The 14,794-nt window shown below is 50.5% G+C and carries 13 protein-coding genes; 2 read left to right on the top strand and 11 right to left on the bottom strand.

Annotated elements, in window-relative coordinates:
• Positions 1 to 37: 37 nt before the first annotated feature.
• Positions 38 to 1,195, bottom strand: coding sequence for a S41 family peptidase (locus NDA02_RS08115; protein WP_348254756.1), 1,158 nt, complete (start codon positions 1,193 to 1,195; stop codon positions 38 to 40).
• Between the two features lie 150 nt (positions 1,196 to 1,345).
• Between NDA02_RS08115 and NDA02_RS08110 the strand changes: the two genes are divergently transcribed.
• Positions 1,346 to 2,221, top strand: a complete 876-nt coding sequence (locus tag NDA02_RS08110; protein WP_190792874.1) for an AraC family transcriptional regulator — start codon at positions 1,346 to 1,348, stop codon at positions 2,219 to 2,221.
• A gap of 204 nt (positions 2,222 to 2,425) precedes the next feature.
• On the opposite strand, the gene NDA02_RS08105 is transcribed toward NDA02_RS08110, so the two are convergent.
• The 10 genes from NDA02_RS08105 to gyrA all read right to left on the bottom strand — a co-directional run bounded on the left by NDA02_RS08105 (position 2,426) and on the right by gyrA (position 14,103).
• Complete coding sequence (locus NDA02_RS08105; RefSeq protein ID WP_190792873.1) at positions 2,426 to 3,898, bottom strand: DUF262 domain-containing protein; 1,473 nt, start codon at positions 3,896 to 3,898, stop codon at positions 2,426 to 2,428.
• A gap of 438 nt (positions 3,899 to 4,336) precedes the next feature.
• Complete coding sequence (locus NDA02_RS08100; protein ID WP_242067427.1) at positions 4,337 to 5,089, bottom strand: anti-sigma factor; 753 nt, start codon at positions 5,087 to 5,089, stop codon at positions 4,337 to 4,339.
• Between the two features lie 6 nt (positions 5,090 to 5,095).
• Entirely contained in the window at positions 5,096 to 5,680 is a 585-nt protein-coding gene (locus NDA02_RS08095) for a sigma-70 family RNA polymerase sigma factor (protein ID WP_190792871.1), read from the bottom strand.
• Positions 5,681 to 6,021: 341 nt separating this feature from the next.
• Complete coding sequence (locus tag NDA02_RS08090; RefSeq protein WP_190792870.1) at positions 6,022 to 6,552, bottom strand: pentapeptide repeat-containing protein; 531 nt, start codon at positions 6,550 to 6,552, stop codon at positions 6,022 to 6,024.
• Between the two features lie 295 nt (positions 6,553 to 6,847).
• Positions 6,848 to 7,000 (bottom strand): hypothetical protein, encoded by a 153-nt coding sequence (locus tag NDA02_RS08085; protein ID WP_190792869.1) that lies wholly within the window; start codon positions 6,998 to 7,000, stop codon positions 6,848 to 6,850.
• Between the two features lie 67 nt (positions 7,001 to 7,067).
• The gene (locus NDA02_RS08080; RefSeq protein ID WP_190792868.1) at positions 7,068 to 7,793 is read right to left on the bottom strand and encodes an ABC transporter ATP-binding protein; all 726 of its coding nucleotides are present in this window, start codon (positions 7,791 to 7,793) and stop codon (positions 7,068 to 7,070) included.
• A 9-nt stretch (positions 7,794 to 7,802) separates the two neighbouring features.
• Positions 7,803 to 9,020: an ABC transporter permease gene (locus NDA02_RS08075; protein ID WP_190792867.1), complete on the bottom strand. Its 1,218-nt coding sequence runs from the start codon at positions 9,018 to 9,020 to the stop codon at positions 7,803 to 7,805.
• 80 nt (positions 9,021 to 9,100) lie between these two features.
• Positions 9,101 to 10,438, bottom strand: coding sequence for an efflux RND transporter periplasmic adaptor subunit (locus NDA02_RS08070; protein ID WP_348254754.1), 1,338 nt, complete (start codon positions 10,436 to 10,438; stop codon positions 9,101 to 9,103).
• A gap of 188 nt (positions 10,439 to 10,626) precedes the next feature.
• Positions 10,627 to 11,157 (bottom strand): MarR family transcriptional regulator, encoded by a 531-nt coding sequence (locus NDA02_RS08065; protein WP_190792866.1) that lies wholly within the window; start codon positions 11,155 to 11,157, stop codon positions 10,627 to 10,629.
• 402 nt (positions 11,158 to 11,559) lie between these two features.
• Positions 11,560 to 14,103, bottom strand: coding sequence for a DNA gyrase subunit A (gyrA, locus tag NDA02_RS08060; protein ID WP_190792865.1), 2,544 nt, complete (start codon positions 14,101 to 14,103; stop codon positions 11,560 to 11,562).
• Between the two features lie 248 nt (positions 14,104 to 14,351).
• On the opposite strand from gyrA, the gene NDA02_RS08055 reads away from it, so the two are divergent.
• Complete coding sequence (locus NDA02_RS08055) at positions 14,352 to 14,750, top strand: response regulator (RefSeq protein ID WP_190792864.1); 399 nt, start codon at positions 14,352 to 14,354, stop codon at positions 14,748 to 14,750.
• The last annotated feature ends 44 nt before the right edge of the window (positions 14,751 to 14,794 follow it).

Raw genomic sequence — 14,794 nt, 5'->3', positions numbered from 1 at the left:
TCGCATCTTCAAGTATTCCTCAATCGGAGGATGATTGTCAGATTGCCGCATTTGCAATTTCGATCGCCTTTTCCAGACATTGGTTCCCACCGTTTGCACATTCAGGAATTTCAATATCGGGTTGAACGCCTACTCCCTCAATCAGGTGCCCTTTGGGTGAGATAACCTGAGAGATTGGAACAATTAGGGCAAAGCCCTGCCATCTCAATCTGAGGGCATCACCTCCTAACAGGGCACCCATTGTCCGGACTCCTAAAATTTTGGCGGAGCCATAGTCTTTGATAATTCCTGCAAACAAATCGCACGCTGATCCGCACTGGTGATCAACTAGAATAAAGTGAGGTCTTGGATCGACCTGGGCTTTTAACCGTGTCCGCCACTCGATATAGGGATGGGTTTCTGAAAGCTCAATTTCTGCCTTGGCTTCTGCGTTGATCGCATCATCAAAATACCCTCGAAAAATGTACGGCTCCTGCACCTTTAAACCCTCGCGAGTTCTGTCTCTTGACACTACTTTGTCAGGTCCAATGATATCCTCAACCAAATAACTAACGCTGGACCCAAAACCTCCCCCATTTGCACGAACATCAATGAGAATGACTTGGGCTTGAGCCAGTTGAGCCTTAGCTCGATCAAGTTCTGCCTTGGTAATGAGAGGAACAATGAAGCTTTCGACTCGGAGAATTCCAACCTCCCCCCTCATCTCGGCGGAAACTGATGGAGTCGGTGTGGCATCAGGTAATGGTTTTTGCTCAAAGATGCGAAATAGTGTTGCACCTGCTGTCGGATCTAAAATCCTCAAGTGAGATACTGAAAGCTTGTTCAGTTCATTGCTGATACGTTCAGTCAATTCTGCCCTTGACCAACCTGATTGAGTATCGAGCGTCGCTAAGAGGTCTTGCTGTTGCTGGTTACGCTCTGCTTTCTTGAAGGCAGGATCAAAGATTTGATCGTCGATCGTTTGATAAACGTTATGAACAAATGCTTTTGCTTCAGCAGCAGAAACGGTATCGGTCGGCTTTAGTTGCGAATCTGTAAACCAATTGAGGGAAACATCTGTCTCCTCAGTTGATGTCGCATCGTTAACTTTTAGCGGCTGATTGTTGCTTTGGGAAGGGTTAGAGAGTTGGCAGCTTGTCAAATTGAGGAGTGTAATCAGCAGCACAAGTCTCTTGATAAACTCAGTTTTTTGCATAACTCTACCTGCGATCGCCTAGTGTCTTTGGTGAACTCAACCAAAGGTGTCTATTATCGATATGTTGCTAAACAGTTGTCTGTCAGATTCTTTTGAAATTTATCGAAATTCCTTGATGTTCTATGCCAATGTGTCAGTGAGATCAAAGACATGTCTCCCCAATCAGATTGCCATTCAGCGGAGCTAACTCGCCCAGAGCGGGTGATATCTAGCCAAAGCCTCCACTCAGGCGAATTTATCATTGAACATCAGATTCAGCCTGCTGGCGAATGTGATGTATCAGGCGGATTAACCCATCACGTTCTGCTGCTTGAATTGAGCAACGTTTCACGACAAATATTCTGCATGGATGGGCGATCGCATGATGACTCACTGCACCGAGGCGATCTTCTGTTAATTCCCGCAGGGGTTCCTTTTTCTGCTGCCTGTGCAACACCAGACGAAGTACTAGCGTTCACCATTGAGCCAGCTTTTTTAGAACGATTGTCGCTAGAAGCCGATTATCCTCATGCGATCGAGCTAATCAGCACCTTTAAACATCGCGATCCACACATTGAAGGAATTACACAATCCATTCAACAGGAAATCCAGATCGCAGATTGGGGAAACCGATTATATCTAGATTCATTAGCGAACCTTTTAGCGATTCATCTGCTCCGAAACTACACATCACAACCCCTGAGGCGATCAAAGCCTGAACCGGGGCTGGGGAAGTTGGCGTTAAACCAGGTATTAGACTACATTGATGCTCATCTTGAACAAGAGATCCAGCTAGCTGATTTGGCGCAAGTAACAAATCTCAACCCCTGTTACTTTTCCAGTCTTTTTAAACACTCTATGGGAATTTCTCCCTGGCAATATGTCATGCAGCAACGAGTTGAACATGCAAAGGAATTGTTAAACCAGCACCATTTTTCAATTTCAGAGATTGCTATTCAGTGTGGTTTCAATAATCAGAGTCATTTTACCCATCAATTTCGCAAGCTAACAGGGGTTACACCCAAGGCATATCGACAAAGACGTTGAATTTTTTAAATATCCCCACGTCGATCTCGAAACAGCACTGAGCTTGCCTCTATTAATCTTGAATTATTAGGGATGCATTAGGATAAGCAGAACGCAGCCGCATAACGATCCCAATCACCCGCCGCAGATAGTCCTTAATTTCCACAGATAACCTCTCGACGGTCGGTGTGCATTGAGGTTATTGGGCTACTGGCTATACTTACGTTATGAAACTGGATAGCCTTTCATAAAATTTTTGACATCTTCGATCAACTCCCAAACTTCCTCCTTTGAAGCAGGATTGGCGACTGAATGACTACAACGATTGCGAATATCACCCATTACTTGAATACGACGATGTTGCGTTTGGTCATAAATCTGAGCAGATTTTAGCGTTTCGCTTAATGGATCAATCGTATTGCCACGTAGTTTGAGCGGTGGGTTTTGGCTTTCACACAAGGCTTTTAAGTGCTGCTCAAGGATAACGCCAGCCATTGCACCAGCCGCAGGAAAGTAACCAGTCTTAAAAAGGATTTTTGCTTCAAACAAAGGATCATTCGCCTCTCCTACATTAGCAGGACTACTGAGAATTTCTTGAACAATAGTTTTGAAACCAAACCATCGCGTCTTTGTAGCTTCTGTCCCCGCTGGACGGCGCGAAATTGCAGTGCGAATTTGAGGATTGGTTGCAATGTAGAATTTGTAGGCTTCAAGAATAGATTTCGCTACAGGTTGAACTTTTAAGGGTGCATGGCCTATAAGTGCCGATGCTTGAATGTCGAGAGCAGAGATAGAAAATTTTTTCTCCCATCTTCCTCCCTCTTGTGAAATACCATCATCCACCGAATATAGACGCCCTGCATTCTCACCAAATACAGTATTCACATTTTGCATAGTTTGCCGAAACGTCGTTCCAAGTTCGGCAACTTGTACTTTATCTTTTGGAGCGTATTTCCCCATGTAATCGTTGAGAAATCGCTTTAAATTTCCTGAATAGTGATCAATCCGGTTCGTAAACGAGAAAAAACGTAATATCATTTCACGCTCAACAAACCGTGCTTCTGGAGAATCATGACCTTTTATTTTTCGCCAATTGGCATCTTGCTCTAATTCAGCTAGCAAGTCACAGAATAGACCCCGATAAACACAGTTTCTAATCTCTTGTTCATTCAGTGCCATTGATCCGCGATTTAATCGCTCAAAAATCTCATAGCGTAGATCCTGATTAGTGCCTGCATCAATGACAATGCTACGGATGGGTGCGTCAACAATTTTCTCTTGCTCCTGTTCAGATAAGTCTTGAAACAGTTTGCCGTTCAAGCTACTTAGCTTTTGTAGTTTCTTCAACTTAAACTGGTTTGTGACAAACCGAATTAAAGTTGTTAATCGTTGTTGCCCATCAACTACCTCAATCTTGCCTGTCTCAAGACGTACAAAGTAAAGGGGTGGAATTGGTATTTGTAGCAGCAGTGATTCTATAAGGCGTGATGGTAACTCAGGCTTCTGATCCCAGACATACTCACGTTGGTAATGAGGTTGTACATTAATTTGCCCTCGATCGTACTTATCACGCAGAGTCGAAATAGTCCAATCATGGGGCTGACTGGCGACAGGACGAGCATCAGGCTTGTCAGCAACCTCTTCAACTTCGGGTTCAAGCTCTGCATATTCCTGGTCAATTTCGTAATTTTCTGTCATTTTGCCCTGACTGATGACACTATCCTCTGATTTCTAGCATTTCAGTATAGAACTTGCCAACAATGCTTCACACACCCCAACTACTAGCAGGTACTCTTTACTGTCTTCACCAAGATATGAAGCAACCAACTATTAATAGACTGAAAATTTCCGCATAAGATCCCATAATGGGTGGATAGGCAGAATGATTCTGCATAACACCCCAGATTTACTATTTATGCAGATTATTTCCGCATCATGCTACTGCCGTGGATTAGGGAGTTATGCTGAGCTGTTTGAGTATGATGCTGGTGAGGATCGATTATACCGACCAGAGCGAGTTGAAGCGGGAAGCCGTGAATCCGAATCACTCACAAAATTGTTTCCTGGGAAGCATTCCGGCTGGTGAAATAAACGCTGTCAGGAAAAGGATTAAAAACAGTTACAAGTCAAAAATGGTTACAAGCCACTGAGCAAAATGGGCGATCCGCTATGCTGCTGGGGCGCGATCGCCTGCTCAGCCGTTACTGCAACTTTCGCAACGAGATTGCGCTGTCGATAAACTTCAGGCATGGTAATGGTTTGCGAAAAACTGCCACGATCGTCAACCTGAAATGCTTTGGTTAAAATTGCGCCTTTTGCATCCGTTGTGAAGGGCGCGTTCGGCTGGAGAACAGTCCAGAGAACATAGGTTTGACCCGGTGGCAGCGGCGGTAGGTTTTGAACCGCGATCGTGCCTTCGAGCGTTGCAGGGTTCACCTTTACTGTTGCAGTTGCGGGATTGTTGGCTGCTGTCGCTTGCAGCGAGTAAGCCAGGGCAGCTTGCGTTGCTTGCGTTTCATTTTGTGCAGTTTGAAGTGCGTGCCACAGGCGATAGTTGGCAATCCCTAGTGCGGCAATGAGGGCGGCAGCGGCGACTGCGATTGCTTTTCCCCAAGTTCGCCAAGAGGAATAGCCAGCGGATGGAGTGGCAAACGAATCTGCAGAAGGACCCGCATAAGCTTTTGCCAAGATTGCCGATCGCAGCCGAGCGGGGGGGAGCACTTCGGGCGGCGCATAAGCAAGTTCCAGGGTTTTTTGCATCTGGGCAATTCTTGCGGCGATCGTCGCATCGACGATTAGGAGCTGCTCCAATTCTTTAGCTTCTTCTGAATCGAGTGTGCCGAGAACGTAGCCTGCAATCAATCGCTGTAAGGATTCTGGAGACGACATAGGCAACTAGCGAGTGAGGTGAGCAAGGGTTTGGCGTAATTGAATCAATCCTCTTCTGGCTCTCGCTTTCGCTGTTCCAAGCGGAATGTTTAGGCGATCGGCAATTTGTGACTGGCTCAAACCATCGTAGTAAGCCATCTTCAGAATCTGCTGCTGCTCTTCCGAGAGTTGGGCGATCGCAGCCTGCACTTCCTGGGATTGCTCCTGTTGAAATACGGATTCGAGCAGTGGATCGGATGCACGTTCAGCCTGGCTTCCTTTCCAGCGAGCCAGAAATGCAAGGGTTCTGCTGCGCGATCGTACCCGATCGATCGCCCGCGATCGCGTTAGAACTGCAAGAAATGTCCTGAGCGAGCCACGCTGTGGATCATAAGAACAGCCTCGGGCCAACATCAGAAAAATGTCTTGAGTCAGGTCTTCTGCTTCTTGAGGATTGCCAAGCACTTTGAGCGCAAGCCCATACACTAACCCGGCATGGCGATCGTAGATTGTGCTCAATGCGTCTATTTCACCCGCGCTTAATGCGATGAGTAATTCTGCATCTGTTGGGGCAGCCAGAGCTTCTCTACTAGTCGGTTGTTCAGGACGCATACGTTACAGAAAACCTGTGAGAACGAGTCCAAAAGAGCATTGGATAGGCTGTGAACAGCCTAGTTTGGACATCCTAGTTTAGGACATCATATTAGATTCTCAGTTCGATTCTTAGCGGCTGGCTGGAAAGAGAGCTTGAGTGGCTGGTGAGATTCGGCAGATCCTCCCTAGCCTTCCTTCAAAGAAAGTCAATTCACACGAATCAGAAAGCTGCCCAGACCTCCTTCTAGAGCCTGAGCAGGTCATATTGAACTCAAGCCGTCACTCGCAATCCTTACGTTTTGGGCGTAAGTGAAAGCAGGAGAGCAGGAGATATCAGGATTAGCGCGATCGCTACGGGATCAGCCTTCTCCCTCTAAAAGCGTTCCCTCGGTATTGGCTCCCTCCAGATTCGCCCCGTTTAAATTTGCCTGGTTTAGATCGGCTTCGTGCAAATTTGCCTGTGATAGGTCCGCAACCTCCAGGTTCGCCCCGCTCAAGTCTGCCTGTTCGAGGTTTGCCGCAGATAAATTTGCCTGGCTCAGATTGGCTTCGCTTAAGTGAGCTTCGGTAATGTTTGCCACTGCCATTTCAGAGTGGCTCAAATTGGCATGATCAAGCACGGCTCCCTGTAAAATTGCCCCGTCGAGAATGGCATCTTGCAAGTCGGCTCCCTGCAAATTCGTGTGGCTCAGATTCGCACCATTCAAATCGGCATGTTGCAACCGCACATGGCTTAGATTTGCATGACTCAGGTTTGCACCGTTCAGGTCGGCATGATCCAGAATGGCACCGCTCAGATTGACGCCGACCAAGCTAGTTTCACTCAGGTCAATTCCGGTGAAGTCTCTTCTGCCGTTGGCATATTCTTCCAGGATTTCTACGAGTCCCATTGACTGACCTCCAAAAACGAGTTGTTCTGGTTCAAGCGCAATCGATTAACTCACATTCAACTGATGGTTAACTCTAACTGGTTAACGCCAACTGGTTAACTTGATGGTTAACTCACAGCTGCAAAGTCTCAGATGCAGAATATCAGATGCAAAATATCAGAGCCAGAAGCAGGAATGTTGCCATTCACCCCGGTGGGCAGCACCCGTCCTGTAGTCGTATCGTTACCGGGATCGTTATCGGCAAAGTTGACCCTGCTGCAATCAAAGCAATCGCTCCCATGCCTCTATCAGCCCATCACCCAAAGCCGGACAAGTAGCCAAGCGGCGATCGCAAACCCCATTCCAAAACGGGAATCCGCCCAAAAGAGGAATCCGCAAAGGGAGTTCGGAACACAGTTCGATCGTATTTATCGTATTTACAGTAGCGGTCTGCATAAATAAGCAGCATCTAACCTTAGAAATGGATTAGATGCACAACCTGCCCTTCCTGAGTAGGAGAAACCGCTCAGCAGTTTTTAGTTTGCTGATGGTGCTATAACCAACTGCGCCATATCGGCTGGCGTGAGGCGATCGTACATCACCTGCCCATCGCGGAACCAGACAATGCGCTTCGTTTGGCGGGCAACTTCGGGTTCGTGCGTCACCATCACCACCGTAATACCGCTGGCGTTCAGTTCGCCAAAGATATGCAAAACTTCCTGCGTTGTGTGGGAATCGAGTGCTCCGGTAGGTTCGTCTGCCAGCAAAAGCACAGGACGATTGACGATCGCTCTAGCAATGGCAACGCGCTGCTGCTGTCCGCCGGAAAGCTGAGTCGGTTTGTTGTTGAGGCGGTTTGCCAGTCCTACGCGAGTCAGTGCTTCTGCCGCCCGTTCTCTGCGCTCATTTGTCGGAACGCCTGCATACACCATCGGCAACATCACGTTTTCCATTGCGCTAAGCTGTGGCAGCAAATGAAACTGCTGAAACACAAAACCCAGCTTGCGGTTGCGAATGTGCGCCAGTTCCGAATCGCCAATCTGCGCCACCTCCAACCCATCTAGGTAATAGCTGCCGCTCGTGGGGCGATCGAGACAGCCGATCACGTTCATCGCGGTAGATTTCCCTGAACCCGACGGACCCATAATCGCGCAGTATTCGCCAGACTCCACCACCAGATTCACATCTTGCAGCGCATGGACGATCGTATCGCCTGCGCCATAAGTCTTTTCGATATGTTCGAGTCGGATAATCGCTTGCATCTGTTCTCCCTATGCACTCCGCAGTGCCACGATCGGATCGAGTTTTGCTGCCTGACGCGCCGGAAACACGCCGAAGAATAAGCCAATGCCGCCCGACACACCCACTGCCAGCACGATCGCGATCGGCGAAACACCTGCCTTTAAGGGAGTCACGGCTGAGATGAGCGTCACACCCCCCACTCCGATCGCCGTTCCAACCACACCCCCGATCGCTGCCAAAATAATTGCCTCGATCATAAACTGGGTCAGAATATCCTGCTGCGATGCCCCGATCGCCTTTCGCAGACCAATTTCCTGGGTGCGCTCCCGCACGGAAACCAGCATGATATTCATAATGCCAATGCCGCCGACAAACAGTGAAATTCCGGCAATGGCAGCCAGCATCAGGGTGAGTGCGCCCGTCACATTGCCGACAATCTCCAGCGCGTCCTTCTGGTTGCGAATCGTGAAATCGTCTTCGGTAGTGACTTTGTGCCGGAGCCGCAACAGGTTCGCGATCTGAAACTGTGCCGCATTAATCGTCTTTTCGTCCTTTGCGCCGACCGAGATAAAGGTGACTTCTGTGCCGTAGGGCGATCGAGCACCCGTAATCCGGCTCGACATGGTGGTGAGGGGAATAAACACTGTATCGTCCTGGTTATTGCCCAGAAACGCCCCTTTTGCCTCCATCACGCCGATCACTTCAAAGCTAATGTTTTTGACGCGAATCTGCTGCCCCACCGGATTGGTATTACCAAACAGCTTGCGGGCAGTATCCGCTCCCAAGGCTGCCACCCGGTTACTGCGCTCTACGTCCTGCTCGGTGAAAAAGCGTCCGCGATCGACTTCATAATCTCGCACTTCTGTGAAAGCAGGCGTCGTTCCCAGAATCAAAATACTGCTGCGCTTGCTTCCGGCGGTCACAGGCTGCTGGCTCTGAAGCTGCGGCGCAACAGAAGTCACAGTCGGAACCTGCGTTGCGATCGCTTCTGCGTCTTCCAGGGTGAGCGTTCGGGGAACATCGATCGTGCTACGGTTTGCTTCTTCGCTGCCCGGAATAATAAAGAGCACGTTTGGACCCAGCGACTCAAACTGTCCTGCCGCATATCGCTGCGCCCCCTGACCCACGCCGACCATCGTGATCACCGACGCATTGCCGATAATAATGCCCAGCATCGTGAGCGTACTGCGGAGTTTGTTGGCAGTTAGCGTCTTCACTGCCATATTGACGCTTTCTAGAATATCCATCTCAAAGGATTGATGAAGGTAAGTTAGTCGGAAGGGTCAGGGGTCAAGGTCAGGAGCCAAGGTCAGCAGCACGACTGACGCTATTGACGTTTCGGCTTATTCCACTCAGAGTCCGGCGGAATGTCGGTAAACACCCGCTCTCCAGGCTGAACGCCTTCTAAGATCTGCGTCTGGTCGCCCACTGTGGTTCCCAGCACGACTGGGCGGAACTGGGGCTGTTCCCGATCGTTCGGAACCAGAACTCCCGATTCGCCGTTGTTTGTCACGATCGCCACCGTGGGAACCACGACCGCATTCTTCACCGAATCGCCCAGGAAAGTGGTGTCTACGTTCATGCCCGATCGCAGTTTGTCTAAACCGTTGGTCAGCTCGATCCGCACCTGGAAAGAAGTTACATTTTGCCGTACCACTGCTTCTGGCGCAATCAGGCGCACCCGTCCCTGAAACACCTGATCCGGGTAAGCATCTGCCTGGATCTCGACTGCCTGACCGATGCGCAACTGCCGCACATCCACTTCGGGCACTTCTGCCAGCACTTCCAAGCCTTCTGCCAAAGCGACGATCGCCGTTGAAGTAGCTGAGGTTGCTTCGGAAGCGGACGTGGTGGGGGTGACAAATGCCCCTTCAGTCGCAAACTTCTGGGTAATAATGCCGCTAAACGGAGCGCGAATCAGCGTATCCTGATACTGCACTTCGACGCCTTCCAGATTGCCCCGTGTTTCCTGGAGTTCTGCCTGGGCGGCGGCAATGTCTTCGCTGCGGTTGCCGCTTTGCACCAGATCCAAACTGCGGCGGGCTTCCTGCACACTCGCCTGGTTTTGCTCCAGAGTTGCCTGAATATTAGCGGCATTGCTGATCACTTCATCCAGCGCATCCTGGGAAATTGCACCTTCGTCTGCCAACTGCTGGTTGCGAACTACCCGGTCTTGCGCCAGTTGCAGCCGTGCCTGAGTTGCATTCACCACCGCTTCTGCCTGCCGGACTCTTGCCTCTGCCTGAGCAATTTCCTGCGGACGGTTGCCTGCTCGCTGGCCTGCCAGCCGCGCTTCTGCCTGAGCCACTCTTGCCTGAGCCTGAGTGAGCTGCGCCTGAATGGTGCGAGACTCCATCCGCGCCACCACCTGACCCTGCTGCACACGCTCGCCCTGTTCCACCAGCAGTTCTGCTAAAACGCCAGAAGTTTTCGGACTCAGATTCACCGTCTGGATGGGCTGTACTGTGCCGCTTGCCGTAATTCGCACCCGCAAAGATTGAGACTCGACCGGAACCGTCATGGTCGCAACGTCAGGCGTTCCTGTATTGCGCTGCATGACTGCATAGGTAATTCCGCCTGTACCGAGCAATCCGGCGGCAAGTAACCCGATCGCCCAGGGAGCAGGTTGACGGACTTTACCAATCAAAGGAAGTTGCATAGTCATGGTAGGCGGATTGTATTTTGAGCAGAAACAATACAGATACAGGACAGAAATACAGAAATAAAGACGAAAAAGGTGAAGTCAAAAAGCCAGGGCAGATAAAGCTGCTCTAGCTAGAAAGATTCAGCACAGACTTGCCCTACAAGGTAGCGATACAAGAACCTGAAAGGAATCATCCAAATGACCGGAAACTAATCATCCGATTGATTGGAATGCTGCTCTTTATCCCACCGTTGGTCGAGCAAAGGCAGTTCTCGTTCCCAGAAAGCGTGAATGTCACGCATTTCTTTAAGACGCTCTTTCAGCGGAGAAGGAGCATTGCCCATCAGATCCATTCCGCGCTGAGCCAATTCCTTAAAAGCAGTAATTTGAACAATTCGCTGCTTAGTGAGCTGCGTCCACGCATGGGGCTTGATCTGAAAATAATCGCGTCGATCGCCCGGCAGACTAATTCGTTCAATAAAACCAATCTGGATCAGCAGCCGCGTCATCGTACTGATCGAGCCTTTACTCGCTTTGAGGACATCAGCCAGCTCACTATGAGACTGCTGGGGCGGCTCACAGATCAATAGCCAGCCAAAGATGCGCCCTGCCATGCGAGGAAAGCCAACCAGCTCGAACATCAAGCCAACTTCTTCAATAAAACGAATTTTTTCAAACGGCGGGTCGCTGCTCAAGGGTTCAGAGAGATCATTAACGTTACTTAATTCTAAGGATACCATCTTTAATCCGTTCAGCAAAAACTGAACTTATTGAACGTCGAAGGCTTAAAAAAGCTCCCCACTTCCACTGAACTATAATCTAGCTCAGTCCTCTGCTGTCTCACCTCGCTCTAACGGGCTAGTTATTGTAGGTGAACTTGCTTTAGGCAGCAAGGAAACGTTTGAGAAGTGTTAACAGAGGAACCCGAACCGCCCCCCTAGCCCCCCAATTCTGGGGGAAACCTGGCTCGCTTTAAGGAATTCAAAGTTCCTCAAAGTTGAGAGATTTAGGGGGCAATGTAGGACACTGGATACTTTTCAACCATCCTTATTAGGCTAAGCAGAACTACACACCTACCTGTTTAGTGCCCTGTTTAGTACCCTGCTGGGTGCAAGTTACTGTTTGGTATCAAGTTATTCAGCTCAGGCGGATTTCCCAGCCGCGTCTTCCTCCGGCTCGATCGCCTCATTCTCAAACAGGCGCACCACTTTTTCAGACTTACTGAGTTTCAGCACTGGATCACCTGCATCGCTGCGTTTCAAGAGGGGCACTTTGTCGATCGGCAGTTTCGCAAGGCGATCGTCACTGGTCAGCACTGTGACTTCTCCATTCGGCAACGCTAGCCCAACGGCAGCCAAAGTGTCAGATCGCGATGAGAACTGGATTGCCTGAACGCCCAACCCACCGCGAGACATGAGCTTGAGCGTGGAAACCGGGATACGCTTTGCATCGCCCTGTGCAGTCATTAGCAGCAGATCATCTTCCTGCAGGGCAGTGATGCAGTCTACGAGCTGCTCGTTTTTGTGGAGGCGCATGGCTTGCTGTCCCTGAGCCGATCGCCCCATCAGAGGAATTTGCTCGTCGTTGACTTCGAGCCGCAGCAGTCGTCCGGTTGAAGTTGCCAGAATGAGCTGCTCTCCGGCTTGCGTCAGGCGAACAAAGCGCAGTTCGTCATTTTCCTTGAGCTTGAGGGCAGTAATGCCGCGTGCGGTGAGGTTGGTGAACTCTGACAGAGGCATGCGCTTGATGCGTCCCTCGCAGGTCAGCAGCACCAGATCCAGCCCTTCCAAATCTTCGGGCGCTGAAGGCAGGATGAGCTGAGAGACGATCGCCTCTGGATCGGTTTGCGCCGTCGCAGGCAGCAGCGTCACTAAAGGCGTTCCCTTTGACTGGCGGGCGGTTGCTTGAATCGCGGCAATACTGGCACTGTATGCCTTACCGTCTTTGGTCAGCATCAGCAGCGAGTGTCCGGTATTGGCGGTTTCCGTTTGCACCGGGAAGTCTTCGAGTTCGGTCAGGGTTTGGGTCACGGGAGTTTCCTGCTTTTCCTGCCGTTTCTGGTATGCCTTGGGCGTGAATCGCCGCACATAGCCTTTCTGGGTAAATTCCAGTACGACTTCCTGTTCGGCTGCCTCTTCGTCGCCGCCAAACTGCGCCAGTTCTGCCTGTGCCGATGCTTGCTCGGCTGCAGAGACTAAGCGAGTGCGGCGATCGTCCGCAAACTTACGCTTCAGGGTTCGCAGGTCTTTTTTGAGGGATTTCAATAACTCCTTGCGGTTATTCAGCAGGCGATCAAGTTCTTCCATTCGATTGTTGAGCTGCTGATATTCGTCTTGGATCTTTTGCCGCTCCATGCCAGTCAATCGACTGAGGGGCATTGCGAGAATTGCGCTCGCCTGTCGATCGCTAAAGCCAAACCGTTCCTGCATTTGCAGCTTTGCCGTGGAACCATCAGGCGATCGGCGCAGGATTTCGATCACGCCATCCATATTTTCAAGCGCACTCAGCATTCCTTCCAGCAAATGGGCGCGGGCTTCGGCTTTTTCCAGTTCGTAGCGATACTGGCGGGTGAGCGTTTCTTCCCGGAAGCTGAGGAACTGCTGAAGCAATTCGCGCAGGGACATTTGACGCGGCTGACCGTCGGCGATCGCCAGCATAATCACGCCAAAGTTCATTTGCAGAGGCGTGAGCCGATACAGTTTTTCGAGGATCTGGGCAGGTTGCGCTTCCCGCCGCATTTCGATCACCACGCGCATTCCTTCTCGGTCGCTTTCGTCGCGAAGATCGGCAATGCCGTCGATCTTGCCCTGGTTTACCAGTTCTGCAACTTTCTCGATCCAGCCTGCTTTGTTGACCTGAAAGGGCAGTTCAGTGACGATAATCGCCAAACGCCGATGTCTACCGCGTCCCAGGTTGATTTCTTCCAGCTTAGCCACACCACGAATCGGAATGCTGCCGCGTCCGGTGCGGTACGCCTCAAAAATGCCGGACGTATCGAGAATCTCGCCGCCTGTGGGAAAGTCGGGTGCAGGAATCAGCCGGAATAGCTCGTTGTCGGGCAGTTCGGGGCGATCGATCAGGGCAATCAGTCCATCGACCAGTTCCCCCAGGTTGTGGGGCGGAACATTGGTTGCCATGCCCACCGCAATGCCGGAGCAGCCGTTGAGCAGCAGGAAAGGAAGCTGGGCGGGGAGGACGATCGGCTCTTGCTGCGAGTTGTCGAAGTTGCCGATAAAGTCTACGGTTGCTTCGCCGATTTCCGAGAGTAAGCCTTCGTTGCCCACAGCGGCCAGACGGGTTTCGGTGTAGCGCATTGCCGCAGGCGGGTCGTCGTCTACCGAGCCAAAGTTGCCGTGTCCTTCCAACAGCGGATAGCGGCTCGAAAAGGTCTGCACCATTCGCACCAGGGCATCGTAAACCGCCTGATCACCGTGGGGGTGATATTTACCCAGCACATCTCCGACCACACGAGCACATTTGCGGTAAGGGCGATCGGGGGTTAAACCCAGTTCGTGCATGGCGTAGAGAATGCGTCGATGCACAGGTTTTAAGCCGTCTCGCACATCGGGCAACGCTCGACCCACGATTACACTCATGGCGTATTCCAGGTACGATCGCTGCACTTCGGTGTGCAAGGCGGTGGCAATCACCTGTCCTGAATTTAAGATGTTGAGTTGTTCAGCCATGAGTCAGATTCCTTTGCAATTCGCGAGTCATAAAATCACGACGGTTGAGGCGTGCATTGCCAATGGTCGTGAGCAAGTTGTAAGCGTGTTTTGGGGAAGCAGGGGCACTGTCCCCTTCTGAAGCGGGCTTCTCACACCTCTGCTTCATTTAATTATTCATTGAAACGACCAGATGATTCGACGATCGGACATGACGATCCTCTACGCTTGAACTAAGGTTAGATAAAGAGCTAACAGAGAGAAAAACGATGAAGACCGTTCTAATTGTGGAAGATGATTTGATTAATGCGCGAGTATTCTCCAAAATACTGACAAAACGAGGCGGGCTAGAAGTTAAACATACCGAAAATGTGGATGAAGTTATGAAAATTGCCCAGGCACAAGAGGCAGATATTATCCTAATGGATGTGTCTCTGTCACACAGTATGTATCAGGGCAAGCCCGTAGACGGCATCAAGATCACGCAAATGCTGAAGTCCGATCCTCAGACGGCTAGTTTACCAATCATTTTGGTCACGGCACACGCGATGGAAGGTGATCGAGAAAATTTCCTTCGGCAAAGCGGCGCAGATGACTACATCTCGAAGCCGGTGGTGGATCATCAGCAGTTTGTCGATCAGGTCATAGCATTGCTGCCACAAGACTAATTCTTCAAACAGACGCGACTGGGTCTACGAATGCTCAAACTGAG

The sequence above is a fragment of the Leptolyngbya sp. ST-U4 genome, assembly GCF_039962215.1.
Classification (GTDB): domain Bacteria; phylum Cyanobacteriota; class Cyanobacteriia; order Elainellales; family Elainellaceae; genus Leptolyngbya_A.
The sequence above is the reverse complement of the archived record's forward strand: the minus strand, read 5'-3'. Positions and strand labels throughout refer to the sequence as shown.